Origin of the sequence: Tenacibaculum sp. 1B UA, from assembly GCF_033978845.1 — a bacterium.
Lineage (GTDB): Bacteria > Bacteroidota > Bacteroidia > Flavobacteriales > Flavobacteriaceae > Polaribacter.
Genome location: NZ_JAKVUA010000004.1, coordinates 19,028 through 45,512, shown reverse-complemented (window position 1 = coordinate 45,512; position 26,485 = coordinate 19,028). Strand labels below are relative to the sequence as shown.

The window sequence follows — 26,485 nt, the reverse complement described above, 5'->3', positions numbered from 1 at the left end:
TCTGGTTTGTAATATTATATATCATTACTTATAGAACTATAACTCCTTCCTGTTTTTCCATTGAAATTTTTCTTTGTTGGCATCATTCCAATTAGCTACCTTTTCAAGTATAGTATCGATTTTAGTTTTATCAAGCCATTTTCCATCAACAAACACACCAGATATAGTACGAGTGTTATTAATATCTGTTAAAGGATTTTTATCTAGTAAAATTAAATCAGCAAATTTCCCTGTTTCAATAGTCCCTATCTTATCACCGATTTCTAGCCATTCAGCAGGTAAACTTGTTGCAGAAGCTAAGGCTTCCTCATTTGTTAATCCAGCATCTACTAATAACTCTAATTCATCATGAAGAGAAAAGCCCCAAACGATTCCAGAAATACCGGCATCTGTTCCTGCAAGCATAGGCACACCTTCTTCTTTAAAAGCTTTTACAATCTGTGCATGAAAATCTTTTTGTTTATTGTAGAATTCAATTAATTTGGGAGAAGCTCCATAATAACGATTCGAGTTTAACCACTTACTTTTCATAAGAGGATGTACATACTTTAAACTTGGTAAGTTTTGAATACTTTCTAATGATTCAGCCTGTTTTGAAATCCAGTCCATGTTTGATAAGTTCGGAATTAACCAAGTATTATTTTCTTTGGCTAAACGAGCAAATTCTTGCGCTTTTTCATAACTATAATCATTCGTCTGTTTCGATAATTCTTCGGCATGTGCTATGAGTCCGAAATGTGGTATAAATAAATCTTCAGCAGGTTTTCCTTCAAAAGCTGTAGGAATGTGCCCAACAACTTTTATATCCTGTTTTTCAGCTTCATCAATAACAGCTTTAAAGGTTTCTTCGTTTAACCAGGTATAAACCTTTATAAATCTATATCCTAAACCTTTGGCATTTCTAACCGATTGTCGTCCTTCTAAAGGAGTTGTGGCTTTAATTTCATTTCCTTCTCCATCAATTACAGCGGCTATTGCCATACGTGGGCCAATAACACTTTTTTCCATTATTTTATCTCTTTGTGCGAAGTGCCCAAGCCTTCCACTTAATTCAAATACTGTAGTAACTCCGTTTGCTATGTATGGAGTCATTAAGTTCTGTGTGTTAAAGTTTATTGTAGAACCTCTAGTTGCATATCCTTGAGAAAAACTACCATTGTTCAGCGTATGTACGTGCATATCAATTAGCCCTGGAATAAGCCATTTATCTTTCCCATGAATAATTGTTGCTTCAGAAGGAATAGAATCATTTATAGACTTTATTTTGTTATTGTGAATTACTACTGTTGCGTTTTCAATAACGTTATTATTTTCTGTCATCGGTATCACATTGACGTTTTTTATAACGTATGTATTACTATCTTTTTTAGTTTCCGGTTTGCTGTTTTTTGCACAGTTAAGTAATAAAAATGATATTATTAAGAGTAATAATAAAGTGCTAATTTTTAGGTGTTTCATGAAGCTTAGTTTTCTTGTAGACGTCTTAGAATAAAAAATGTTACAGATGATAAGAAATGAAAGGATTATTAATAATTGATTGTCTATTTTTGTAGTATGAAAGAAGCCTTACATCAATTGTTTATCGAGTTTCAAAACAGCATACAAAAAAATAATTTTGTAAAATTAACTTTAAGTAAACCAATTCGTAAAAGTGATGAATTATCGAATGTATACGTTCGCCAGATAACGTTGAAAGGAGACGTTTGTTTTCAGTTTTTATATCGATATAAAACAAATGATCAAACAAAAAACTATTCGTTTGAAGAAAGTATTGAAGAGCTTACCGATTTACTTTCAGAAAAGTTTAGAGCGACAACATTGTTTACGCTAGAAAATGATTTGTTGGTGTTTATTTCTAAAAAGAAAAAAATAAGTTATAAAACTACACAGCCTAGTTTTAAGAATAAATTACCTGAAACCCACGATAAGCCTAAAGAAAAAAGAGCTGAAAATAGCGAATATTTATATCATTTAGGAGTAACGGATAAAGAAGGAAAAGTAATTCCTAAAATGGCGGATAAATACCGCCAAATTAATAAGTATTTAGAAATTATTGAAGCTCAAATACAATCAGTTAAATTACCTAAGCATATCAATATTGTAGATATGGGCTCAGGAAAAGGCTATTTAACTTTTGCTTTGTACGATTACTTGGTCAATCAAAAAGGATATACTGCCAGTGTAACAGGTATTGAGTTACGACAAGATTTAGTTGATTACTGTAATGATATTGCTAAAAAATGTGAATTTAAAGGATTACTTTTTGTAGCTCAACCTATACAAGAGTATGATAACAATAAAATTGATATTTTAATTGCTCTACACGCTTGTGATACGGCGACCGATGATGCTATTTACAAAGGTTTGGTTTCAAAAGCAGAATTGATTGTTTGCGCTCCGTGTTGTCATAAACAAATCCGCCAGCAAGTAAAAGGAAAAGAGCAGGAGAGTCCCTTATTAAAATATGGAATTTTTAAGGAACGTCAGTTTGAAATGGTTACCGATACCATTCGTGCTTTAATTTTAGAGAAAAACAATTATACTACCAAGGTTTTTGAGTTTATAAGCAATGAGCACACGCGTAAAAATGTAATGCTAATTGGTGCTAAATCATCTAAAAAAGTAGATAAAAAACGTATTGAAGCTAAAATTTCAGATTTAAAAGAAGCTTATCAAATTGAGCAACACTATTTAGAAGGGTTGCTATAATGTTTTTATAATGATTACATCTGTTAGTAATGTATTTAAAAATCTTCAGCTAGAAAATGAAGAGTTAAAAGTAGTTGAGAGTATTTTTTCGGAGGTAACGTATAAAAAAGGCGATACCATATTACAAACGAATGAAAAAGTATACTACCAATACTATGTAGTAAAAGGTTGTTTACGAACGTTTTTTTTGGATACTAAAGGAAAAGAGCATACGATACAATTTGCTATTAACGACTGGTGGATTAGTGATTACATAGGTTATTTTTCTGAATCAGAATCTGTACTTTCTATTGAGTGTATTACAAATGCTACTGTGTTAAAAGTGGCTAAGAAGGATTTGGATAATACCTATGAAAAAGTACCCAAAATAGAACATTTTTTTAGAAAAAAGTTAGAACGTTCAACAGTACGATTTCAAAAAAGAATTTTAAATAACTTAGTATTATCAGCTAAAGAAAGGTATCATTTATTTTTACAAACCTACCCAAATATAGAGCAGCAAATTAAAAATTACCATTTAGCATCGTACCTAGGAATAACAACAGAAAGTTTAAGTAGAATACGAAAAGAAGCTTTATAAAGGTCTTTATTACCATACATCAATTTTTTTTCACCTTTCATATACTAATTTTGAGGTAACTTAAAAATAGAAATAATATGAAAAAAGTAGTATTTGTACTTACTAGTCATGAAGAACTAGGAAATACAGGAGAAAAAACAGGATTTTGGATTGAAGAATTTGCCGCACCTTATTATTTGTTAAAGGATAAAGGAGTGGAAGTAACTTTAGCATCTCCAAAAGGAGGACAACCACCAATTGATCCAAAAAGTAACGAACCAGATTTTCAAACACCAGCTACACATCGTTTTAATAAAGATGAAGAACTTCAAGCTGTATTAGCAAACACAATGAAATTGAGTGAAGTTAAAGAAGGTGATTATGATGCAATTTTTTACCCTGGAGGACATGGACCTTTATGGGATTTAGCTGAAAACAAAGATTCTGTTGCTTTAATAGAAGCTTTTTATACAAATAATAAGCCAGTAGGAGCTGTTTGTCATGCGCCTATTGTATTAAAAGACGCTAAATTTAATAAAGAGTCTTTGGTGAAAGGTAAAAAAGTAACTGGTTTTTCTAATACAGAAGAAGATGCAGTGCAATTAACTTCAATTGTACCGTTTTTAGTAGAAGATGAATTAAAAAATAATGGTGGTATTTATAGCAAATCAGGAGATTGGGAAGAGTACGTAATTGAAGATGGAAATTTAATCACCGGACAAAACCCAGCATCATCAGAATTAGTAGCTGAAAAAATATTAGCTAAATTATAATTATCAATAATAACTTTTTTAGAAAAATCGGTTAAGAATATTTTAACCGATTTTTTTCTTTTTCAAGAACAAGCAAAAAGGTTTTATCGTACTTTTAGCTTATTAGAATACAGATAAAATGAAAGAATCTAAACCACTAATTATAGCTGCTTTTATTGCCATTTATATCATTTGGGGATCAACCTATTTGCTAAATAAAATTGTTGTTACCGAGGTTTCTCCTCTATTATTAGCAGCTATTCGATTCTCTATATCAGGAGTGTTAATTATGTTAATTGCTAAGCTTTTAAAAAGATCGATTAAAGTAACTAAGAAACAACTTTTAAACTCTGCGATAGCAGGTTTCCTTTTTTTAGTATATGGAAATGGAATGTTTGTTTGGGCATTAAAGTTTGTTGATAGTGGTTTTGGGGCTTTATTAGCTGCAACACAGCCTTTATTCGTTTTATTACTACTACGTTTAATTGATGGAAAAAAGATGCAACGACAATCAATTATTGGAGTTATTTTGGGAATCATAGGAATGTACTTGTTGGTAAGTCAAAATGAAATAACTACTTCAAAAGATATGCTAATAGGAATCTTTATGATTTTTTCATGCGTATTAAGTTGGAGTTACGGTAGTGTTTTTGTGGCCAAAGCTACGCTTCCTAAAAACTTTTTTGTAAGTACAGGTTATCAAATGCTTTTTGCAGGATTTTTTCTCTTTATAGGCTCATTGTTATTAAAAGAAACTTGGTCTTCTCCGATAGATTGGTCCTTTAAAGCGCAAGCAGCTATGTTTTTATTAATTGTCTTTGGAAGTATTGTTGCTTTTACATCTTTTAATTATTTATTAAAAATTGTTCCAACAGAAAAAGTATCAACATCAGCGTATGTAAATCCAGTTGTAGCCTTATTTTTAGGGTGGTATTTTTTAGATGAAACCTTAACAACACAATCGGTAATAGCATCTATTGTATTATTATCAGGAGTTTATTTTATTACATCAAGAAAACGAATATCTAAACTTAAAGTAACCAGTAAACCACAAAAAGTATAAGAAGTTTAACTTTATATTCTTAAAGAAAGAGTTGTTCTCTAATATTAAAAAATTAAATTTTTTGGTGTGGCCTTTGAAGTTGTACTTCTTTTATTAAAGCTGTAGTAACGTCATAAATAGGTTGTTTAGTCATTTTACTTTTTAACCAAGCATAGAAACTCATTACAAAAATATCTTCTTGTTTAGCTCCAATAAAAACAAATGAATTCTCTACTAAATTGAAAAAATCAGAAGTAGTTACTATGTCTGGGTTTTTATAATACTGCTCAACTAATTTTAAAAACGTGATTACTCTTTCTTGATTAATATCTAATAAAAACTGAATATGTTTTCGTTTAAAACTTAATAATCTAGATTCAAATAAATCTATATTTTGTAATTCTAAATGTAATAGAATTTCAATTAAACTCTTTTTTACAGTCCATTCAATTCCAGCTTTATCGATATACCATTGATCTGAGTGATTCAATTTAGTGTATAGTTGTAAAGCTTTCTTAAACTCATTGCTCTGAAAATAAAAAGTAATTAAACTTAATTTTATTTCTAGCATAGTTTTTACATCAGAGTGTTTCTTTTTTAAAACTGTTTCTAGGAGTTTAATAGCTGTCTTTTGATTGTTAGTGTAGTTATAATTTAATGCTGAGAGCAATATGTAATTCAAATAAAAACTATTAAAATACTTTTTTTTATTCTGTAACATATAAGAATGCATACTATTTAAATACTCTAATGATTCTTTGAATTTTTTATTTCTAAAAAGAGTATTAGCAATTAAATACAAAACCCTAATATGATAGAAAACCTGTTTTTCTTTTCCTTTTTTTTCATTCAGTAGACGATAAGTATCGGTTAAAAAGACCTCAGTTCTTAAATAATCTTTATGTATAAAAGCTGAAATATTAACGATAGAAATCAGTTGATAAAGAGATTTAAAAGATAAATCTTGTTTTATGTTAATTTGATGCTCTTTAAAGAGCATATTAATTAGTGATTGAAAATCTACACTATGTTTATGTGTACTTGTTTTTAATGTATGCCTAACTTTTGCATATATAATGTTTAGTTCTTCTTCTAAAAAAAGATTCCTTTGATTTTCTTTGAAGTAAACAACGGTTTCATTAAAATTGATAGTAGGAATAGTATGTGCATACTGAATTTTGGTATGATATATTTCATTTAAAATAGGAAAGAGTTGATATTCCTTTGCAATTACTTCTGCTTTATCTAAAATTTTATAAGCTGCTTTGTTGTTTTTATGAAGTAAAAAATCTCTAGCAGCTAAAATATACTTAATCAAAAGCATATCTACTGAATTTTCTCCTTGGATTTTATTATTGGCTATAAAATCAATTAACGATTCATACAAACGTTGCTTAAGCGTATAAAAAGCTTCTTTTTTTTGAGCACCGTATAATTCTTCGCAAATAAGCTTTGTAGAAGTTTCTCCTTTTTGAGCTATTTTAAACAATTGAATGTTTTTGGTATCTACTCTTTTGTTCCTTTTTTCTAAAAATAACATAAAACGTTGCTGTTCTTCTATAGAAAAAGAAGAGATTATACTGTGAAGTTGATTCATTTAATCGTTATGTATAATTGTATTTTTAGTAGTAAATATAGTTATTATTAAATTTAAAATATAAATTATATCGTTAGTTTTTTATTGATAATGTTTTTATTAATCATTCAAAATGAAGCATTTTTGAAGCATAATTAAAAACTAAAAGTTATGAATAATCAATCAGAATGGTCATTAGATCAAAACAAGAAAACAAAGAAAGAAAAAAAGAAAACATTAAAAGGATACAACCAAAAGCCAACTTCAGCCTACATTGGTGCATCATGGGTAGCATTATTAATAGGTATTTCTTCTTATTGTATTGGTTTATGGAATGTAGAAATGGAACTTAATGAAAAAGGTTATTATTTTACGGTTTTATTATTCGCGTTATTCTCAGTAATATCTGTTCAAAAATCTGTTAGAGATAGGTTAGAAGGAATAAAAGTAACAGAGATTTATTATAGTATTAGTTGGTTTACAACTATTGCTTCCATCGTTTTACTCGTAGTTGGATTATGGAATGCAAACTTATTATTAAGTGAAAAAGGATTTTATGCAATGTCTTTTTCTTTAAGTGTTTATGCAGCAATTTCTGTACAAAAAAATACTAGAGATATAGAGTATATAAATAAAACAGAAGAAAAAGAAGATAGCGAATAGTCTTAATTTACAATAAAATAGAACGCTTAGAAAATCATTTCTAAGCGTTCTATTTTATTAAAAGTTAAAAACTATGTTCCTTCACCTGGTAAGTTAATTACCAATTCTCCCACCTCGTGCCTTATTACAATGATTCCTTTTCTAGCACCTAATTGTGTTGGAGTAAAAATAACATCAAAGTAAGTGTTTTTTGTAATACTTGTACCTATTGATAAACCACTAATATGAAAGTCTTCATAATGTTGACCTTCAACTTTTATTCCAGTTACTCTTATATCTAAATCACATTCATTTATCATTTCAATTTCTATATAGTTACTTGTATAGATTTTAGCTTTTAATTTATAATTATCATCTTCAAAAGCTATGTCGACATCAATACAGGAGGGTATGTCTTCTTCAACTTCAAAACAAGATGTAAATGTGATTAAAGTGAATAGGAGTAAAAAAGAGAATTTGAAAAATTTCATAGTTTTTTAGTCAGTAAATTTAATTAGGGATTTGAAATACACTAATTATTCCACCAAACTACAAAAAACTTAAAAAGTTCGCCGTTTGGTTTTTTTAGCCAACAAAGAGGAGCGTTTTCTTCATTTAAATATTGTGAAAGTTTATTTTGAAAGGTTTCAAAAGTTAACCAGTCAATATTTGAATGTGGATTTACTAACCAGTTATGTTTATTGGGAATGTAGAATTTACAGTCGGAAAATTGTGGTAATTCTTTCAGATAGATATAAAAACCATAAATACACTCATTATTAATCTGCTTGAAGTTTTTACCAAAGTTTCTTAAAGGAACAAATAATTGTGCTTTAAAATATACTTGTTGTACTATTTCATCAACATTTAATTTTAATTCATCTAGGTAACTTTTAGTATAATGGGAGTAGAGTAGAGGTAATTGTTTTTCTTGAAGCTTGGTTAGCTTTTGAATAAGAGAGTCTCGTCTATTTGGTCCAATCCAATGTTCAATTTCAGCATTACCAACAGAAACATCATATAAGTAGAATTTATATACAATTTCTAAATGAATTGGGTTTTTGTTTTTAAAGAGTAAACAATCTAACTCACCAACAGTTATCTTTTCTCGTTGAATTTGAATGTTTTCAGCAAGAATTAATACTGAACCGTCTTGATTTAACTCAAAAGAAACAAAGCGTTCTACCAATTTACCTAAACGTAGTTTTTGTGTGATTTCTTGTTTAAAAGAGGTTGTTTGAGTAATTAAAGTGGGGTATTGTTCTAAATCAAAAACACCTTTTCCATGCCATAGAAAAGGTGTTTTTAAAAATCCTTCGTATTGTAATTGTAAGTCTTTTTGTTTTTGATACATAAAAAGTATTACTCTTTAATTCCTAGTTTGTCTAATACCAGTTGAGTGATATCAAAACGTTCATCGATGTATCCAAATTCGTTTCCAGTCGTAGTTAAAATTTGAGTATATCCGTTTGCTTTAGCCACTTCAGCAATTACTTCTCTTAGCTTTTTATATAAAGGTCGTAAACTCTGCTCTCTTTGTACTTGCATCATAGTAGTTCCATTTTGACGAAATTTTCCCATTTCTTGTTCAAGGGTTCTTAATTCTTGAATTCTAGTTTTCTTATCCTCTTCCGTCATTAGCTTTTCTTCAGCCTTAAAAGAATCTACTTTAGTTTTGTATTCTGTAGCTTTTATTTGAAAACTAGAGTCTAGTTTTTTACCGTAGTTTTCTACTCGTTGTAAAACTCCTTTCATTTGTGGCATTTTACCAATGATTAACTCGCTGTTTACCGTTCCAACCTTGGTTTGAGCATTTGAAAATCCAATAAAAAATAAAGCAAGTATAAAAGTGATTTTTAGTTTCATGTATTTCTGTTTTTTGACAAATATAAAAAAGTGATTTTTTTAGTGTTCTTAAAAAGCGTTAAAGTTTATTTTCAATAGTTTTTATAATATTTTGAACATCTTCTTGAAAATCAAACCATAAAATGTTTGAATCTTTACGAAACCATGTTCCTTGTCGTTTGGCAAACCTTCTTGAGTTCTTCTTAATTTCCTCAATAGCAAATTCTTTAGTAAAGTTACCTTCAAAATATTCAAATAATTCTCTGTATCCTACCGTTTGTAGTGCGTTTAGGTTTTTATGAGGATGTAGCTTTTCAGCTTCTTCTATCAAACCTTTTTCAATCATAATATCTACGCGACGATTAATACGGTCGTACATAATTTCTCTATCTGCCGTTAACCCTATTTTGATGGATTGAAAGTTACGAGGAGTTTTTGGTTTGTTTTTAAAAGAACTATATGCTTTTCCTGTTCCTATACAAATCTCTAAGGCACGGATTAATCGATGTGGGTTGTCAATAGCAATCGTATTGTAAGCTTCAATATCAAGTTCTTTTATTTTTTTTTGAAGATATTCTATTCCTTTATTCTCTAATTCGGTAGTTAAATCAATTCTTATTTGTGGGGCTACATCAGGAAAATAGTCCAATCCTTTTAAAACAGCATCTACATACAAACCACTTCCACCTACCATGATTTGGATAGGTTTTTTGGTGAACAATTCTTCTAGTTTAGCCAATGCGTCTTTTTCAAATTGCCCTACTGAATAATCTTCAAAAACACTTCTATTTTGGATAAAGTGATGCGGTGCAGCTGCTAGCTCTTCAGAGTCAGGGACAGCAGTTCCTATAGTCATCTCTTTATAAAATTGACGAGAATCACACGAAATAATATCACATTTAAAGTGTTGTGCTAATTTAATACTAAGTGCTGTTTTACCAATAGCCGTAGCTCCAACAATTGTAATCAACGTATTTTTTTGTGACATTTAGTTCAGTTTTGTTCCGCAATGATAACAAAATTCTGCTTCATCTTTATGTCCTTCATATGAGCAATTTGGGCAGGATTGTGTATTTAGGTGTACTTTCTTTTTAGTCATTTCAGAACTTACTATTCCTGTAGGAATTGCAATAATAGCATACCCAATAATTACGGTAATACTCGCAATAAACTGCCCTAAAGCGGTTTGAGGAGCAATATCTCCATAACCAACGGTGGTAAGTGTTACTATTGACCAATAAATACTTCTAGGAATACTCGTAAAACCATTATCTGCACCTTCAATAAAATACATTATTGAGCCTAAAATTATACAGATAATTAATACGAAATAAAGGAATACTCCAATTTTAGCTTTACTAGCGTTTAATGCTTTTATTAATTGATTTGACTCACCAATATATCTAGATACTTTTAAAATTCTAAAAACTCTTAATAGGCGTAATGCTCTCAAGGCTATTAAACTACTATGGGTACCAACAAAAAAGAAGGTTAAGTACATAGGGATAGTAGACAGTAAGTCTATAATACCGTAAAAACTGAAAATATATTTTGTTGGCTTTTTTATTGAAATAATTCGAAGGATGTATTCAATGGAAAAAAAGAAAGTAATGATCCATTCAGAAATATATAAGAAATCATGATGCTTATTATCAAAGCTTTCTACACTTTCAAGCATTACTAATATAATACTTGCTAAAATTGAAAATAATAAAACGATATCAAATAGTTTACCAGCAGGGGTATCTGCTTCATAGATTACTTCATGTAATTTATTTTTCCAATTAAGTGTTTTTTTATCCAAAAGATCAGATTTTTAACGTTTTACAGCAATATTATAAATTATTTTCAACTTGTAATCGTACTATTTTAGACACTTTATTTTTTAGTAAATAGTTTTTAATTATTGTTTTAGCCAACTCTTTGTTTTCAATAGGAGTTAGCATAGATTTTAAAATAGGTATTTGGTTTTCTTGAAAAGCAAGATTGGTATAGGTATATCCTACAACTTCGTTTTTTTCAATTAAAATTACAGCATGCTCTTCAGGTGTTCTGCCTTTATCAATAATAAGCATATCATCGTGATTAAAATTCTTATCTGTAATTTTTCTTTTTCTTATGATGTTATATTTAGGTCTTAATTTTTCAAGCTCTAAATGGTATTTTAAACGCGTAAAAAGCATATTTCCTGTTTCTTCATAAGAAACTTTGGTTACTCTTTTTATTACTTTTAAAGCTTTTCTGGTTTCTTTTAAAAAGAGCTTGTTTGTTTCTTGTTTAACATTTTTACCTCTACCAATAAAAATGATAGTTCCCTCATTATTATGTACATAAAAAACACCTTCCTTCTCAGGTAAACTATCTAATATTCTTTGAAAACGAAATTTTTCGTGTCTATTATCAAAATACTTTATAGATTGTTGAATAATTTTTTTCTCAACATCTTTATCTATTAACAGTTTGAATAGTTGTATAGTGGCTAATGCATCGCCCGTTGCTCTATGGCGATCAGACATTGGAATTCCTAAAAATTTACATAATTTACCAAGGCTATGAGATGGTGACTCAGGAATTAGTTTTTTGCTTAAACTAACTGTACAAAGTGTATTTCGTTTGTATGCATACCCTAATCGGTCAAATTCGGTACGAAGAATACGGTAATCAAAATTAGCATTGTGTGCTACAATAAAACAATCTTGAGTTATTTCAACAATTCTTTTCGCTATTTCATAAAATTTAGGTGCATTTCGCAACATTTTGTTATTAATACCAGTAAGTTTTACAACAAATTCTTGAATTTCCTTTTCTGGATTTACTAAACTAATGAATTGATCTACAATTTGATGTCCATCATATTTATAGATAGCAATTTCTGTAATTCCTTCTTCGTTATATTTTCCTCCAGTAGTTTCAATGTCTAAAATAGCGTACAAATCTCTCCCTTTTTTAAGCTGACTTATGTAAATCTAAGCAATATAATTTCTAACTCCAAAAATAGAGCTTCCTATTCGTACCATAGTACTACCATTTTTAATGGCTAATTTATAATCCCCACTCATTCCCATTGAAAGGATTGATAAGTCTGAGTATTTTTCCTGATTCTTATTGAAGAAACTAGCTAATGATGAAAATTCATCTTGCAATTGTTCTTGGTTGTCTGTAAAGGTAGCCATCCCCATTAGGCCTACAATTTTTACATTTTCTAACTCTTTGAATTCATCTGAAGCTAAAATATCTTCAATATTAGTAAATGGTAACCCAAACTTGGTGTCTTCTTTAGCAATTCGAGCTTGTAACAAACAATTAATAACTCTATGGTGCTTTTTAGCCTGTTTATTTATTTCTTTTAGTGTTTTAAAGCTGTCGACCCCATGAATTAAATCAACAAAATGAGCCATGTACTTTACCTTATTACGTTGTAAATGACCAATCATATGCCATTTTATGTCTTTAGGTAATTCATCGTATTTAGCTACCATTTCTTGAATTTTATTTTCACCAAATACCCGTTGACCAGCATCATAGGCTTCTTGTAAATCAGTGATAGGTTTGGTTTTAGAAACAGCAACTAATGTTACGCTTTCTGGTAGTGTTGATTTTATTTTTTGAAGATTTTCCTTAATTCCTGTAATCATAATAATTGTGTGTCAAACATTGAACTAAAACTCATAAATAGTTAAAGCACTTCTTAATTTTGGTTCTATGTACGTAGTTTTTGGTGGCATCATTAAACCAGCATCAACAATGGTTTTTAGTTCTTGAATATTAGTAGGTAACATTCCAAAAGAAACTTTAAACTCTCCGCTATCTACCTTTGTTTTTAGTTCCAATCCGTCAGATTTATCTTGAGAATATACAATTTTAGAAGCATTTCTAATATCATTTATTCCTAAAATGGGCTCTAAAACAGTTGTATATAAAATATAAGCATCTAATTCACTCAAACAATCGGTAAATTCATAAGCTGACTTACGTAAGTATAATGCGTAAAATTCTCCATTCAAATACATACTAAAATGATGCTTCTCTTTAGGTCTGTATAATTCTTGTCCACGGTTTTCAATTCTAAAATAAGTATCTAACTCCATTAAAAGTCCTTCAGGAGTTAATCCATTTAAGTCTTTGATGAACCTATTAAACTCGTAAATTTTTAGCTGACTCTCTGGTAACAGATAACTCATAAAAAAGTTATAATCTTCTTTTCCTGTATGTTCAGGGTTGCTTTTAGCTAAACCTTGAGCTAATAAACAAGAAGATGTTGAGCGATGATGTCCATCAGCAATATATAGCGTATTAACCTCTTTAAAAGCTTTTGCTATCTGTTCCACATCATTTTTATCGTGTATAACCCATAAAAAATGTAAGTCTTTATCCGATGTTGAAAACTCGTACTCAGCTCTTTTTTTCTGATATTTTTCTATGATTGAATTAATCACATCATTATCAGGGTAGGTGAGTAGTACAGGTTCTGCATTAAAGCCTGTGTTTTTTAGGTAATTTTCAAATAATAATTCACGTTCTTTTAGAGTGTCTTCGTGCTTTTTAATTACTTCATTATTATAATCTTCAACAGAAGTAGCTGCAATTATTCCGCAGAAGTTATCATTAGGTGTTCTTTTTTGATAAACATAATAAGCAGGAGCTTCATCTTGTTTAAAAACCTCATTTTCTTTGAATTCTAAGTAGCGATTATGTACCAATTTAAAACGCTGTTCTCCTGTTATATCTTGTTTGTGATATTTATAACCTGGGTTGATTACATGTAAAAAAGTATACGGATTAAAATCAAGTTTAGCTCCGATTTCCGCAGGTGTATAAATTTCATAAGATTTAGAAGATACTAAAGCAACTTTATCACGTGTAGCTCTAACAGCTTTAAATGGTTTTACAATAGCCATATATTATTCGCTTAGTAATTCGATGATTTTATTAGCTAATTCGACCCCAGTTCTATTTTGTGCTTCAATTGTTGAAGCTCCAATATGAGGTGTCATCGATATTTCAGGATTCATTAATAATTGGATTTCAGGTCTTGGTTGGCTTTCAAAAACATCTAAACCAGCATATTTAACCTTTCCGTTTTCTATAGCTTTAACTAAATCAACTTCATTTAAAACACTACCGTGAGACGTATTAATGATTCCTACTCCATCTTTCATTTTATCAAACAAAGAAGTTTCTATAACGTATCCATCTTGCGGAGGTAAGTGTAGCGTTATAAAATCTGATTTTGATAATAAATTATCTACAGTTTCTGTTTCAATAAAGAAATCTACTAATTGTCCATCGAAAAAAGGAATTGTGATAGTTGCATTGTCTATTTCAACATCGGTTGCAATTACTTCCATACCTAGAGCCAGAGCGGTTTTTGCTACTTCTTGTCCTACCGTATCAAATCCAATAATTCCTAATGTTTTACCTCTTAACTCAGTTCCTTGTGAATACTGCTTTTTTAAGGCATTAAAACGCATATCTCCTTCTAAAGGCATTTCACGGTTTGATTGGTGTAAAAAACGAACCATCCCAAATAAATGAGCAAATACCAATTCAGCAATTGAAGTTGCCGAAGCATCTTCACTATTTACTAAATGAACTCCATTATTAATAGCATACTCTACATCGATATTGTCCATTTCTGTTCCAGGACAAGCAATAAGCTTTATACTTGGACATGCATCGATTAATTCTTGACGTATTTGTGTAGTATTTCCTACAACAATAGCATCAATAGTATGATCGTTTATATAGTTCTCTAATTGTTCTTGAGCAACTTTTGTGTTTATAACTTCAAAACCTTTGTTTTCTAAAGCCTGCATTCCACCAACGGAAATTCCTTCGTTCACTAATATCTTCATCGTTCTTAAATATTATATATAAATGTCATTGTAAATAATGACGTTGTATCTAACTTATTCTTTCTAATTCTTGCATTACATCTACTAAAGCTTGAACACTGTATAGGGGTAAAGCGTTATACATACTTGCACGGTAACCACCAACACTTCTATGACCACTCAATCCATTAATGTTAGCTTCTTGCCACATTTTATCAAACTTGGCTTGTAAGTTTTCATCCATTAAAGTAAATGTAGCGTTCATATGACTTCGGTCTTCTGTAGCTGCAACTCCTTTAAATAAAGGGTTTCTATCTATTTCACTATATAATAAAGCTGATTTCTTTTTATTCACCTTTTCAATGAATTCGATACCTCCTAAATCTTTTAACCATTCTAATGTTAACATAGAAGTATATACTGCAAATACAGGAGGTGTATTAAACATACTTTCTTTATCAATGATTATCTGATAGTTTAACATTGAAGGTATTTGACGTTCTACTTTCCCTAAAATATCTTCTTTTACTACAACAAGCGTAGTTCCCGCTGGTCCCATGTTTTTTTGAGCTCCCGCATAAATCAAATCAAACTTTGAGAAATCTAGTTGACGTGAAAAAATATCAGAACTCATATCACATACCATAGGAACTGAAGTTTTAGGGAAACTCTTCATTTGCGTTCCGTAAATAGTGTTATTACTAGTACAATGGAAATAATCTACATCTGTTGGAACTTTATATGATTGAGGAATGTAGTTGAAGTTTTGATCTTTTGAAGAAGCAACCTCTACCAATTCACCAAATAATTTAGCTTCTTTTATGGCTTTATCACTCCAAGTTCCTGTATTTAAGTAGGCTGCTTTTTTATTTAGCAAATTATACGCAACCATTAAAAACTGCATACTGGCTCCCCCTTGTAAAAACAATGCTTTATAACCTTTGTTTTCTAATCCTAATAATTCTAAAACTAAACTTCTTGCGTTTTCAATTACATCAACAAAAGGTTTACTTCTGTGCGATATTTCGATTAATGACAGGTTATCATTATTGAAATTGATAACGGCTTCTGATGCTTTTTTTAGTACCTCTTCGGGTAAAATACAAGGCCCTGCACTAAAGTTATGTTTTTTCATTTGTGTTGTTGTGTTTTGCTACACAAAGGTGCAAATTTATATAGAGACTCTTTTATATTTTAGATAAAAAATCTAGTGTATTTACGCCATCAGCATAGTCCCATAACTTTGGATGTTGTGTTTGTCCGAAAGCTACTTCATTTTCAATAAAGTTATTGGCTACAATACACTGAATTTGTTCTCTATCTTCCCACAGTTTAATTTTTAAATCATCAATATTATCATAGTACTCATAAAAAACAGAGGCAATAGGAGAGGCGTAGCTTTTATCTTCCTTAATCATTAAAAAACCGTTTTCTAGAATATCAAATTCACTCATTAAATACACCGCTTTGTTGTAATCGTAATTGTTAGCGTATTTGGTATTGTTAATAATTTCATGTTGTTGATACATTCCGTTGAAAAAAGCATCAAAATTATAGTTCTTCGGAATAAATACTTTAGAAACAGAACGACAACCTAATCCGAAGTAGCGAAAAACATCTTCACTTAAGTTTTGTAATTGTTCTTCTGATTCGCTTCCTGTTAAAACAGCAACAGAATTTCTGTTTTTTCTTATAATGCTAGGTTTATCCTTAAAGTAGTATTCAAAATAACGTGCTGTATTATTACTACCAGTAGCTATTACCGCATCAAACCCTGTTAGTTTTTCTTCAGTAAACGTGATTTTCCCTTTTAATTCAGGCTCAACATATTCTAAATATTTTGCTAAAAAAGGCAATAAATGTTTATCGTTAGACGATTGTTTAACTAATACCGAGTGCCCAGAAATTAGAACCGATAAAAAGTCATGAAAGCCTACTAGCGGAATGTTTCCAGCCATGATAACAGCAACTAATTTAGGCTCGTTGTTACCTAAATTTTCGTTAGCTATCCATTTAGTTAAGTTTTCTGAAGTAAGTGCTTTTGTCCAGTTTTTAATAGAAAACAATAGGTTTTCTCTAGTAAACCAAGTGTTATTTTCTCCTGCTATTTTTAATTGATGTTTAAATCCATCAAAAAATAACTCATTATGTTCTATATGTTCTTTGTTCTCTATTTTTTCTTGAGAAAATTGACTTAAAAATTCTCCTAGTTTATGAAAAGCGTTAATTCTACTTTTTATACTATCCATTTATTTGGTTCTAAATTAAATTGGAACTATTTTTGCAAATGCAAAGTTACAAAACTGAAAGAGATTAATTATGGCAATTATAATAACTGATGAATGTATAAACTGCGGGGCTTGCGAACCTGAATGCCCAAACACAGCTATTTATGAAGGTGCGGATGACTGGAAGTATGCTGATGGAACTGATTTAACAGGAAATGTGGTTTTACCGAATGGTAAATCTGCCAATGCAGATGAAGATCAAGAGCCAATTTCGGATGAAATTTACTACATAGTTGTTGATAAGTGTACTGAATGTAAAGGTTTTCATGAAGAGCCACAATGTGCTGCTGTTTGCCCTGTTGATTGTTGTGTTCCTGATGAAGATAATGTAGAGACAGAAGAAGAGTTATTAGCTAAACAACGTTTTATGCATAACGATTAAAAAGTTCCAAATTTTTGGAGATATGAAATAAAAAAATCCTGAGAATATTCTCAGGATTTTTGTTTTTATAAAAAGTGTATTAAAGTTTAAATCCTAGTCTAGTAAAAAAGTAAGCACCGTCTGATCCCATTTGAACAGAATCAGCTAACCCTCCCTGATCAGTCCATCCATCAAATTGTGGAGTAGGGTACACGTTAAAAATGTTATTTCCTCCAATTGTGAACGTTATTTTATCGGTAAAAGCATAGCTTAGACTTAAATCGGTGGTAATTTTACTTTTATAAACATCAGTAGCCACAGGATATAAGGCATCAGCTTCTGCTTGTGTTGTTGCTGGTGTATCTACCCATTGAAAATCTTGCAACTGAACTTCGCTAAATTTTGTGAAGTTTAAAGAAACATCTAGTTTTTTATATCCATATCCAAGGTTTAAACCGAATTTGTGATCTGGAGCTGCTGCTTTTAAATAAGCTTCAGAAAAAGGACTAAAGAAAGTAAATTTGTTTAAGTTTCCGTTCTTTATCTTTTCAATTTTAGTATCGTTAAAGTTTCCTATCAATCCTACATCTATTCTATGGTCTTCAAAAGACTTTTTATAGTTTAAAACAATATCTAATCCTTGCGTTTTTGTATCAACACCATTAGCAAAGAATTGTGCTGCATCAACGCCTAAATTCAATCCAGAAGCATCAAAGTTATCTGTTAAAATAATGCGATCATCAACTGTTATAGAATACGCATCTATCGTTGCAGTGAATCCACCAATTTTATAAGTAAATCCTAAACTAGCATTGAATGCTGTTTCTTCTTTTAATTGCTCTATTCCGAAAGCTCTAGTTACTGTACTATTATTAGCAGATAATAATGAAGGAAGTGATTCACCATTAACAATGTTCGTAAATTTCAGGTTATAATATAATTGAGCTAAAGATGGCGCTCTAAATCCTGAGGAGATAGATCCTCTTAAGGTTAAGTTGTCACTAGCTTTAAACCTTGAAGCTAATTTAAAATTAAATGTACTACCAAAGTCACTGTAATCTTCAAAACGAACGGCTGCTCCTACTAAGAATTTTTCTGTAAAGTTAAATTCAGAATCAAAATAAACTCCTACATTGCTTCTAGAGCGATCTACTTCATTGTCTGGTCCGTATCCAGGAAAACCTTGTGAACCACCTGAAAGTTCATCACCGTTGCTATCTACAGCAACAGGTTGAACTGCAGGGTTTGTTAATAAAATTCCGTTGTCATCATACAGTCCATAAGAAGCTTCTTCACCTGAAAAAATGATAAAATTTTCTGTTCTATACTCTAATCCAAAAGCTAGATTAACTCCGCTTAGTAAGTTTTCTAAATATTTAGAAAAGTCTAATCCAGTAGTATTTTGTGATAAACTATGACCTCCTGCATTAAAATCGGTAGGAGAAGCGTCTTTTAATGAAGCATTGTTTGAATCTTTTATAAAATAATGGAATTTATTTTCTCCATACGTATTATTAAAATCAATTTCCCAACCATTTTCTAATTTATGTTTAATTCCTGCCGATACAGATATATCAGTGATATTTGAAGTAATTCTAGGGGTAAATCCATTAGGGTGTATGCTAGGAACACTTCTATTATCGCCTTCATCAAAACTATCTCTTGAAAAAGCATACGCATCAGTATCTCTATAATTTCTACCTCCAAAAGCATATACTTCAGTGTTGTCATTTATAGGTAAACTAGCATTTACCATAAAATTGAATCCATCTATAGCAGCGCTACCATATCCTTTTCGCCAAGAAAAACTAGGTCTCAATGTTCTTTCTTTTGACAACAATTCGGTAGTAAAGTTTACAAAACCTCCTTTATCATTCAATTTAGCTCCGTAGTTTAAATCTAGTTTAAAAGTTCCACCATCAAAACTTTTGTCTTCTCCATCTAATCTGTTATTTCCTTCAACATTGTATAAAGTTTCTCCTGTAGCTTCAGCCCATCCACTTCCTATTGCTGTGCTATAAACTCCATAACCAATACTTCCTGAAACGCCGTCGGTATTATCTTTTAAAACAATATTAATAACTCCTGCAATAGCGTCAGAACCATACTGAGCAGACGCTCCATCTCTTAGAACTTCAATTCTTTTAATCGCAGCAGCAGGAATTGCATTTAAATCAGTTCCTGAATTTCCGCGTCCACGTGTTCCAAAAATATTAACTAATGATGATTGATGGCGTCTTTTACCGTTGATAAGTACCAAAGTTTGGTCTGGACCTAAACCTCGTAAGGAAGCGGGTACTATATGGTCAGCACCATCTGATCCTGATTGCTTAGTAGCATTAAATGACGGAGCTGCATACTGTAATATATCATTTACTTCTACTTTACCATTTTTTGTTGCTAAATCTCCTACATCAATTATATCAACAGGTACTGGTGTGTCAATAGCAGTTCTTTTAGGGTTTCTAGATCCTACAATAACAACTTCATCTAATTCTAAACCTTCTTTTAAAACAATATTAAAATTAGTTTTTCCATTAATAGGAATTTCTTGTGTTTCAAAACCTGAAAAACTAACTATTAAAGTTCCATCTGTATTAATAGTAAGAGAGAATTCGCCGTTAAAATCTGTAGATGTACCATTAGAGGCTCCTTTTTCTACAATGTTAGCTCCTGGCAAAGGTTCGTTATTTATATCTTTTACTGTTCCTCTAATTAATGTTTGAGCATTTAACAAGTAAAGTCCACCAAAAAATAGGTAAATAATAAGAAGGGTACGTTTTTTCATGTGAAAATATTTTTTAAGTTAATTTCTTAAAAATAGTAAAAAATCAACCTAAGTCTTAAAAAAATGTTAAAATCATAAATTAAAGAGCTATAAACTAACTTAAATGAATCTTAAATAATTAGAAAATTTAGAAAGCAAAGCACTATATTTGCACTCGCAAAATTTCAATAAAACAATAGAATGAAAGCTGGAATTGTAGGATTACCAAACGTAGGGAAATCAACCTTATTTAACTGTTTATCTAACGCAAAAGCGCAGAGTGCAAACTTTCCGTTTTGTACCATTGAACCTAATTTAGGAGTAGTAAACGTGCCAGATACTCGTTTAGAAAAGCTAGAAGAATTAGTAAATCCTGAAAGAGTTTTACCTGCAACTGTAGAAATTGTAGATATTGCTGGTTTGGTAAAAGGAGCTAGTAAAGGAGAAGGTTTAGGTAACCAATTCTTGGCAAATATTCGCGAAACAGATGCTATTTTACATGTATTACGTTGTTTTGATAATGACAATATAGTACACGTAGATGGTTCTGTTGATCCTATAAGAGATAAGGAAACTATCGATATAGAACTTCAGTTAAAAGATTTAGAGACCGTTCAAAAACGTTTGGAGCGTGTAAAAAGAACAGCTAAAACAGGTAATAAGGAGGCGCAAGTAGAATTAGAAATTCTATTAAAAGTTGAAGAAACATTATTAGAAGGAAAATCTGTTCGCTCTATTGAATTTACAGAAAAAGAAGAGGAATTTGTAAAACCACTACAGTTCATTACTGCAAAACCAGTTCTATACGTTTGTAATGTTGATGAAAATTCAGCGGTTTCAGGAAATACTTATGTAGATAAGGTAAAAGAAGCTGTAGTACATGAAAACGCTGAAGTTATTGTATTGGCAGTAGGAACTGAGGCAGATATTACAGAGTTAGATGATTATGAAGAACGTCAAATGTTCTTAGCAGATATAGGACTAGAAGAAGCAGGAGTTTCTCGTTTAGTTCGTTCAGCTTATAAATTATTAGATTTACAAACCTATTTTACAGCTGGAGTTAAAGAAGTGAGAGCTTGGACAGTTCCTGTAGGAGCAACTGCACCACAAGCAGCAGGGGTTATTCATACAGACTTTGAAAAAGGATTTATTCGTGCTGAAACAATTAGTTATGATGATTATGTAGCATTTGGTAGTGAGGCTAAAGTAAAAGAAGCTGGTAAAATGAGAGTAGAAGGAAAAGAGTACATAGTTAAAGATGGTGATATCATGCATTTTAGATTTAACGTGTAACTTTTTTGAAAAATAAAGCAAAAACTCCACTAAAAATTAGTGGAGTTTTTTTGTACCTTAGAAATTCTAAACCGCTTATTTACTATGCAGATAGAAAAACAAACATTTCAATTTTTAAAAGACTTAAAAGAAAACAACAATCGTGAATGGTTTACAGAACACAAACCTCGATTCACAGAAGCTCAAAATAACGCAAAAGCTGTATACAAAACCATTCAAGATAATTTAAAGAAGCATGATGAGATTGATAAATTTAAGTTGTTTAGAATTTATAGAGATGTACGTTTTTCAAAAGATAAAATACCTTATAAAACCCATTTTGGAGGCTCTTTTCATAGAAAAAAGCCAGAACTAAGAGGTGGCTATTATTTGCATATTTCTCCTGGGGATAGTTTTGTTGCTGGCGGATTTTGGGAACCAAATAAAGAAGATCTTTTACGTATTCGAAAGGAATTTGAAGTAGATGCTTCTGAAATTAGAGAAATTTTAAAAGAAAAGAGCTACGTACAACATTTTGGAGGTAAACTAGAAGGAGATGAGCTTAAAACTGCTCCTAAAGGGTTTGATAAACAGCATCCAGATATCGATTTGATTCGTAAAAAAGGTTATATAGCTATTCAGCGTTTTTCTGATAAAGAAGTGTTAGCACCAGACTTTTTAACAAAAGTAGATGATGCTTTTAAAGCTTTACGTCCGTTTTTTAATTACATGAGTGATGTGTTAACCACGAACTTAAATGGAGAAAGTATTTTAGATTAATTTAGGTGTAATCTAACTTCTCTTTTTAAATAAGCATAGGTAAGTACAGTAGATAAAACATCAGCTATAGGAAAAGACATCCAAACACCATTTACACCATAGAATTTAGGAAGTATATACACTAAAGGGATTAAAAAGATTCCTTGTTTTAAGAGTGTTAACAATAGCGCAGGTAAAGCTTTACCTGCAGCTTGAAAATAGGCTGATCCAATTAATTGAGTGGTTATTACTGGTGTTGCCAAGAAAGCTACTATTAATGCATTAGGAGTAAGGTTTAATAACTTTTCATCTTCTGTAAAAACACCAACCAATTCATTAGGAAATAACATTATCATAATAAAAATTAAAACAGCAATACCAGTACCAAAAAGGATAGATTTATTTATAGTTTCCTTTACTCTTTCTGTATTATTGGCTCCATAATTATATCCTGCAATGGGTAAAAAACCTTGCGTAACTCCTAAAACAGGAAATAAAGCAAACAACATAACCCTATTAATAATACCATAGATTGCAATTGAAATTTCACCTCCATATTTAAAGAGAGAATAATTTAATACAATAGTTAAAATACTTATGGTTCCTTGTCTTACTATAGTTACTCCTCCTAAAGAGACAATCTCTTTTACAATAGAAAAATTCAATTTAAAATACTTCGGGATTATTTTTAATTCAGTTTTTTTTGAAATAAAAAACCATAAAATGAATAATCCACTTACAGCATACGAAATAGAGGTTGCTAAACCAGCTCCATACATTCCTAAATTCATAAACTTAATGAAAATAATATCTAATAAAATATTAGCAATTGCAGGGAATAACATCGTAAGCATCGCATAATTAGGTTTTCCTACAGCTCTTACAACAGGGTTTCCCATCATTGCAAAAGCTAAAAATGGAACTCCCCAAACAATTACGTCAAAATACTCAGTTGCAGGTGATATAATGTTTCCATTCGCACCAAAAAGTTGTAAAATAGGAGTACTGAAAAATGTTCCTACAAACACAAATAGAATAGATAACACAATAGTTAATGAAATTTGATTTCCAAAAACCTCAAAAGCTTTATTTTCTTTATTAGCTCCTAACGCTCTAGAAATAATAGAGCTTCCTCCAATTCCAACTCCCATACCAATAGATGAAATTAAAAAAGCAATGGGTAATACTACAGTAATTGCAGCAATAGCGAGTACACCAATCCATCTACCAACAAAAATAGTATCAACAATCATATTAATCGACATCACTAAAATTCCGATAGAAGCAGGAATAGCTTGTTTTAAAATAAGTTGACTAATACTTTTAGTACCTAAGTCGTTAGCGATTTTATTCATGCTGACTAAATTAGTGTGAATTATTCATCGAAAACAAAAAGCAGGTTATATTTAAGTAATAATTAACATCAATCCTGTAAGTTTGTGGTATGAATTTATTTGAACAAAAACATCTTGTAACTCCAGAAGAAATAGACGAATATAACCATGTAAACAATGTGGTATATGTACAATGGATGCAAAACATTTCAGATGCTCATTGGAAAGAACTTTCTAAGAATGTTAAGAATATTGATTATGTGTGGTTTGTTATTAAGCATGAAATAGATTATAAAAATCAAGCAGTATTAGGAGATGAAGTAACACTTAGAACTTGGGTAGGAAAAACAGAAGGAATAAGATCTGTTCGTCATTTTGAAATATACAGAGGTGAAACTTTATTAGTAAAATCTCAAACTACTTTTTGTTTGTTAGATGCTAATACCAAAAAACCTAAAAGAATAACGAAAGAAGTAACAAACTTATTGTTACCGTAAAAGAAACAATATCTTTGCACTTATAAATTTATAGAATGACAACATTTACCGCATTAGGAGTAAGAAAAGAATATGTTAAGGGATTGAAAGAGTTAGGAATAACAACTCCTACTGAAGTACAACAAGAAACCATACCTTATTTACTTGAAAATAATTCAGATTTTATAGGATTAGCACAAACAGGAACAGGTAAAACAGCTGCTTATGGTCTACCTATTTTGCATAAAATAGATGCTTCAAAAGACAATGTACAAGCGTTAATTTTATCACCTACAAGAGAATTAGTACAACAGATAAAGAAACAACTATTTAAGTTTACAAAATATGTTGATGATAAAATTTTTGTAGAAGCTGTTTACGGTGGTGAAAAGATTGAACGTCAAATCAACAATTTAAAAAGAACCACGCATATTATTGTAGCAACTCCAGGGCGTTTGATTGATTTAATTGAAAGAGGAGAGGTAGATTTAAAAAATATTAAGACCTTAGTATTGGATGAAGCTGATGAAATGCTAAGCATGGGGTTTAAATTAGAATTAAATCGTATTTTAAAATATACTTCAGGTACTCGTAAAACATGGTTGTTTTCGGCAACAATGCCAGATGAAATTCGAAGTATTATAAAAAAATACATGAATGCTTCAGCAAAGCAAGTTGAAGTAAATAAAAATGTATTGGTGAATACCAACATTACGCATCAGTTTGTAACAACTACGATTCCTGAAAAAACAGATGTTATTGTTAAGTTTTTAGAAAAAAGACATACTGAAAGAGGTATTATTTTCTCAAGAACTAAAGCAGGAGCTCAAAAACTAACAAAAGAATTACAAGAAGAAGGGTTTTCGGTAGAAGCTTTAGAAGGCGATATGCAGCAAAAAGAGCGTGATAAAGTAATGCGTGCTTTTAAAAATGAAAATCTACAAGTATTAGTATCTACAGATGTTTCTGCGAGGGGAATCGATGTTCAAAACTTAGCTTTTGTTATTCACCATCAATTACCAGAGCAGTTAGAATATTATACACACCGAAGTGGAAGAACAGCAAGAGCAGGGAAAAGAGGAGTTTCATTAGCATTAATTCTTCAAAATGAAAGAAATCGTTTAGCTGAAGTTGAAAGAACGTTACAAATACAATTTTCTGAAATATCAATATAAATGGATATTATTTATGCCATAGACATTGCCGGAACTTTTGCCTTTGCCATTAGTGGAGCATTGGTTGCTATTAGAAAAAAGTTTGATGTTTTTGGAGTCATTATTATAGCTTTTGTTACCGCTGTAGGAGGTGGGATGACAAGAGATGTACTTATTAATGCGCACCCTATAAATTGGATTGGAGATATTAATTATATCTGGACGATATTAATAGCTGTCGTGGTTACTTTTTTCTTTAGAAGTAAAATAGCTCCGTTACGACGTACCATGTTCTTGTTTGATACAATAGGTATTAGCGTATTTACACTTATAGGCGTTGAAAAAGGAATAAATTTTAATTTACACCCTTTTGTAGCTTTAGTAATGGGAATGTCTTCCGCAGTAATGGGAGGTGTAATTAGAGATGTATTAACGAATGAGATTCCATTAATTTTTCATAGAGAAATCTATGCGTCAGCTTGTTTGGCAGGAGGAATTGTATACTTACTTTTATACCCTTTAAATATTAATGAAGATTTGCTATTTGTTATTTCTGCTGGAATAATTATTCTTGTAAGAACAATTGCGGTACAATATAAACTAGAACTTCCACGAATTAAAAAGGACATTTTTAATAAATAAAAAATATGAAAAAATTAATTGTTGAAAATTTAAAAGAACTTTCTAGTATAGAAGGAAAGCAATTACCAGTGGGTGATTGGTATACTGTAACCCAACAAATGATCAATGATTTTGCGAATGCGACACTCGATAAACAGTGGATTCATATCGATGAGGAAAAAGCAGCTAAATATTCTCCAACAAAAACAACAATAGCACATGGATTTATGTCTGTTTCTATGTTATCGGAACTAATTTCCAAACAATTTGAAGTAAAAAGTGTAACTATGGGATTAAATTACGGATTGAACAAAGTTCGTTTCCCAAATCCTGTACCGGTAAATAGTGAATTACGTTTAATCAGTTCTATTAAGCAAATAGAAGATTTTCAAAGTGGTAAAAAGTTAACTTTTGATTGTACAATAGAAATAAAGGGACAAGAAAAACCTGCTTGTGTTGCCGAATTTATTTTTGTTCTATTTGAATAAAATAAA

27 protein-coding genes are annotated in these 26,485 nt (G+C 30.6%); 12 read left to right on the top strand and 15 right to left on the bottom strand.

All coding sequences use genetic code 11. From position 1 onward, the window contains the following. Positions 1 to 36 precede the first annotated feature (36 nt). A complete protein-coding gene (locus MK851_RS05300; protein ID WP_320242072.1) occupies positions 37 to 1,320 on the bottom strand; it encodes an amidohydrolase family protein in 1,284 nt (427 codons plus the stop codon). A 234-nt stretch (positions 1,321 to 1,554) separates the two neighbouring features. On the opposite strand from MK851_RS05300, the gene MK851_RS05295 reads away from it, so the two are divergent. From MK851_RS05295 to MK851_RS05280, 4 genes are all read left to right on the top strand, one after another. Further along, complete coding sequence (locus tag MK851_RS05295; protein WP_320242070.1) at positions 1,555 to 2,709, top strand: SAM-dependent methyltransferase; 1,155 nt, start codon at positions 1,555 to 1,557, stop codon at positions 2,707 to 2,709. A gap of 10 nt (positions 2,710 to 2,719) precedes the next feature. After that, a complete protein-coding gene (locus MK851_RS05290) occupies positions 2,720 to 3,289 on the top strand; it encodes a Crp/Fnr family transcriptional regulator (RefSeq protein WP_303508110.1) in 570 nt (189 codons plus the stop codon). Between the two features lie 77 nt (positions 3,290 to 3,366). Continuing rightward, positions 3,367 to 4,041 carry a type 1 glutamine amidotransferase domain-containing protein gene (locus tag MK851_RS05285; protein WP_320242069.1) on the top strand — a complete coding sequence of 225 codons (675 nt, stop codon included), beginning with the start codon at positions 3,367 to 3,369 and terminating at the stop codon, positions 4,039 to 4,041. Positions 4,042 to 4,159: 118 nt separating this feature from the next. Then, the gene (locus MK851_RS05280; RefSeq protein ID WP_320242068.1) at positions 4,160 to 5,083 is read left to right on the top strand and encodes an EamA family transporter; all 924 of its coding nucleotides are present in this window, start codon (positions 4,160 to 4,162) and stop codon (positions 5,081 to 5,083) included. 52 nt (positions 5,084 to 5,135) lie between these two features. Here MK851_RS05280 and MK851_RS05275 read toward each other — a convergent pair whose 3' ends face one another. Further along, positions 5,136 to 6,659 carry a hypothetical protein gene (locus MK851_RS05275; protein ID WP_320242067.1) on the bottom strand — a complete coding sequence of 508 codons (1,524 nt, stop codon included), beginning with the start codon at positions 6,657 to 6,659 and terminating at the stop codon, positions 5,136 to 5,138. Positions 6,660 to 6,809: 150 nt separating this feature from the next. Between MK851_RS05275 and yiaA the strand changes: the two genes are divergently transcribed. Continuing rightward, positions 6,810 to 7,301: an inner membrane protein YiaA gene (gene yiaA / locus MK851_RS05270; RefSeq protein ID WP_303508106.1), complete on the top strand. Its 492-nt coding sequence runs from the start codon at positions 6,810 to 6,812 to the stop codon at positions 7,299 to 7,301. 71 nt (positions 7,302 to 7,372) lie between these two features. Here the strand turns inward: yiaA and MK851_RS05265 are convergent, their stop codons facing one another. The 11 genes from MK851_RS05265 to MK851_RS05215 are packed head-to-tail and all read right to left on the bottom strand — an operon-like array spanning position 7,373 to position 17,208. Next, positions 7,373 to 7,771 (bottom strand): hypothetical protein, encoded by a 399-nt coding sequence (locus MK851_RS05265; RefSeq protein WP_303508105.1) that lies wholly within the window; start codon positions 7,769 to 7,771, stop codon positions 7,373 to 7,375. Positions 7,772 to 7,812: 41 nt separating this feature from the next. Next, entirely contained in the window at positions 7,813 to 8,634 is an 822-nt protein-coding gene (locus MK851_RS05260) for a DUF1853 family protein (protein ID WP_320242065.1), read from the bottom strand. An 8-nt stretch (positions 8,635 to 8,642) separates the two neighbouring features. Continuing rightward, positions 8,643 to 9,146 carry an OmpH family outer membrane protein gene (locus MK851_RS05255; RefSeq protein ID WP_303508103.1) on the bottom strand — a complete coding sequence of 168 codons (504 nt, stop codon included), beginning with the start codon at positions 9,144 to 9,146 and terminating at the stop codon, positions 8,643 to 8,645. 58 nt (positions 9,147 to 9,204) lie between these two features. Then, complete coding sequence (miaA, locus tag MK851_RS05250) at positions 9,205 to 10,113, bottom strand: tRNA (adenosine(37)-N6)-dimethylallyltransferase MiaA (RefSeq protein WP_320242062.1); 909 nt, start codon at positions 10,111 to 10,113, stop codon at positions 9,205 to 9,207. Then, positions 10,114 to 10,929 carry an ion transporter gene (locus MK851_RS05245; RefSeq protein WP_303508101.1) on the bottom strand — a complete coding sequence of 272 codons (816 nt, stop codon included), beginning with the start codon at positions 10,927 to 10,929 and terminating at the stop codon, positions 10,114 to 10,116. A gap of 31 nt (positions 10,930 to 10,960) precedes the next feature. Beyond that, a complete protein-coding gene (locus tag MK851_RS05240) occupies positions 10,961 to 12,058 on the bottom strand; it encodes an exonuclease domain-containing protein (protein WP_320242059.1) in 1,098 nt (365 codons plus the stop codon). A gap of 33 nt (positions 12,059 to 12,091) precedes the next feature. Continuing rightward, the gene (locus MK851_RS05235) at positions 12,092 to 12,760 is read right to left on the bottom strand and encodes a YggS family pyridoxal phosphate-dependent enzyme (protein ID WP_320242057.1); all 669 of its coding nucleotides are present in this window, start codon (positions 12,758 to 12,760) and stop codon (positions 12,092 to 12,094) included. 24 nt (positions 12,761 to 12,784) lie between these two features. Further along, positions 12,785 to 14,023 (bottom strand): DUF1015 domain-containing protein, encoded by a 1,239-nt coding sequence (locus MK851_RS05230; RefSeq protein WP_320242055.1) that lies wholly within the window; start codon positions 14,021 to 14,023, stop codon positions 12,785 to 12,787. 3 nt (positions 14,024 to 14,026) lie between these two features. Then, entirely contained in the window at positions 14,027 to 14,980 is a 954-nt protein-coding gene (locus MK851_RS05225) for an NAD(P)-dependent oxidoreductase (RefSeq protein ID WP_320242053.1), read from the bottom strand. Between the two features lie 49 nt (positions 14,981 to 15,029). Then, positions 15,030 to 16,094, bottom strand: a complete 1,065-nt coding sequence (gene serC / locus MK851_RS05220) for a 3-phosphoserine/phosphohydroxythreonine transaminase (RefSeq protein WP_320242051.1) — start codon at positions 16,092 to 16,094, stop codon at positions 15,030 to 15,032. Between the two features lie 52 nt (positions 16,095 to 16,146). Further along, a complete protein-coding gene (locus tag MK851_RS05215) occupies positions 16,147 to 17,208 on the bottom strand; it encodes an acyl-CoA reductase (protein ID WP_320242049.1) in 1,062 nt (353 codons plus the stop codon). 70 nt (positions 17,209 to 17,278) lie between these two features. Between MK851_RS05215 and MK851_RS05210 the strand changes: the two genes are divergently transcribed. Beyond that, on the top strand, positions 17,279 to 17,629 hold the full coding sequence (locus MK851_RS05210) for a 4Fe-4S dicluster domain-containing protein (protein ID WP_115901653.1): 351 nt from the start codon (positions 17,279 to 17,281) through the stop codon (positions 17,627 to 17,629). A gap of 79 nt (positions 17,630 to 17,708) precedes the next feature. On the opposite strand, the gene MK851_RS05205 is transcribed toward MK851_RS05210, so the two are convergent. Next, the gene (locus MK851_RS05205; protein ID WP_320242045.1) at positions 17,709 to 20,396 is read right to left on the bottom strand and encodes a TonB-dependent receptor; all 2,688 of its coding nucleotides are present in this window, start codon (positions 20,394 to 20,396) and stop codon (positions 17,709 to 17,711) included. A gap of 180 nt (positions 20,397 to 20,576) precedes the next feature. Between MK851_RS05205 and ychF the strand changes: the two genes are divergently transcribed. Both ychF and MK851_RS05195 read left to right on the top strand, forming a co-directional pair. Continuing rightward, a complete protein-coding gene (gene ychF / locus MK851_RS05200; RefSeq protein WP_320242044.1) occupies positions 20,577 to 21,668 on the top strand; it encodes a redox-regulated ATPase YchF in 1,092 nt (363 codons plus the stop codon). Between the two features lie 84 nt (positions 21,669 to 21,752). Further along, the gene (locus tag MK851_RS05195) at positions 21,753 to 22,427 is read left to right on the top strand and encodes a DUF2461 domain-containing protein (protein ID WP_320242042.1); all 675 of its coding nucleotides are present in this window, start codon (positions 21,753 to 21,755) and stop codon (positions 22,425 to 22,427) included. On the opposite strand, the gene MK851_RS05190 is transcribed toward MK851_RS05195, so the two are convergent. Beyond that, positions 22,424 to 23,761: an MATE family efflux transporter gene (locus MK851_RS05190; protein ID WP_320242040.1), complete on the bottom strand. Its 1,338-nt coding sequence runs from the start codon at positions 23,759 to 23,761 to the stop codon at positions 22,424 to 22,426. The genes MK851_RS05195 and MK851_RS05190 overlap by 4 nt on opposite strands. A gap of 89 nt (positions 23,762 to 23,850) precedes the next feature. On the opposite strand from MK851_RS05190, the gene MK851_RS05185 reads away from it, so the two are divergent. From MK851_RS05185 to MK851_RS05170, 4 genes are read left to right on the top strand one after another with little or no spacing between them, the layout of a single operon-like run. Then, positions 23,851 to 24,237 (top strand): acyl-CoA thioesterase, encoded by a 387-nt coding sequence (locus MK851_RS05185; RefSeq protein WP_303508091.1) that lies wholly within the window; start codon positions 23,851 to 23,853, stop codon positions 24,235 to 24,237. A 35-nt stretch (positions 24,238 to 24,272) separates the two neighbouring features. Continuing rightward, positions 24,273 to 25,391, top strand: coding sequence for a DEAD/DEAH box helicase (locus MK851_RS05180; protein WP_320242038.1), 1,119 nt, complete (start codon positions 24,273 to 24,275; stop codon positions 25,389 to 25,391). Beyond that, complete coding sequence (locus MK851_RS05175; RefSeq protein ID WP_303508089.1) at positions 25,392 to 26,012, top strand: trimeric intracellular cation channel family protein; 621 nt, start codon at positions 25,392 to 25,394, stop codon at positions 26,010 to 26,012. Positions 26,013 to 26,017: 5 nt separating this feature from the next. Continuing rightward, positions 26,018 to 26,479, top strand: a complete 462-nt coding sequence (locus MK851_RS05170) for a MaoC family dehydratase (protein ID WP_320242036.1) — start codon at positions 26,018 to 26,020, stop codon at positions 26,477 to 26,479. The last annotated feature ends 6 nt before the right edge of the window (positions 26,480 to 26,485 follow it).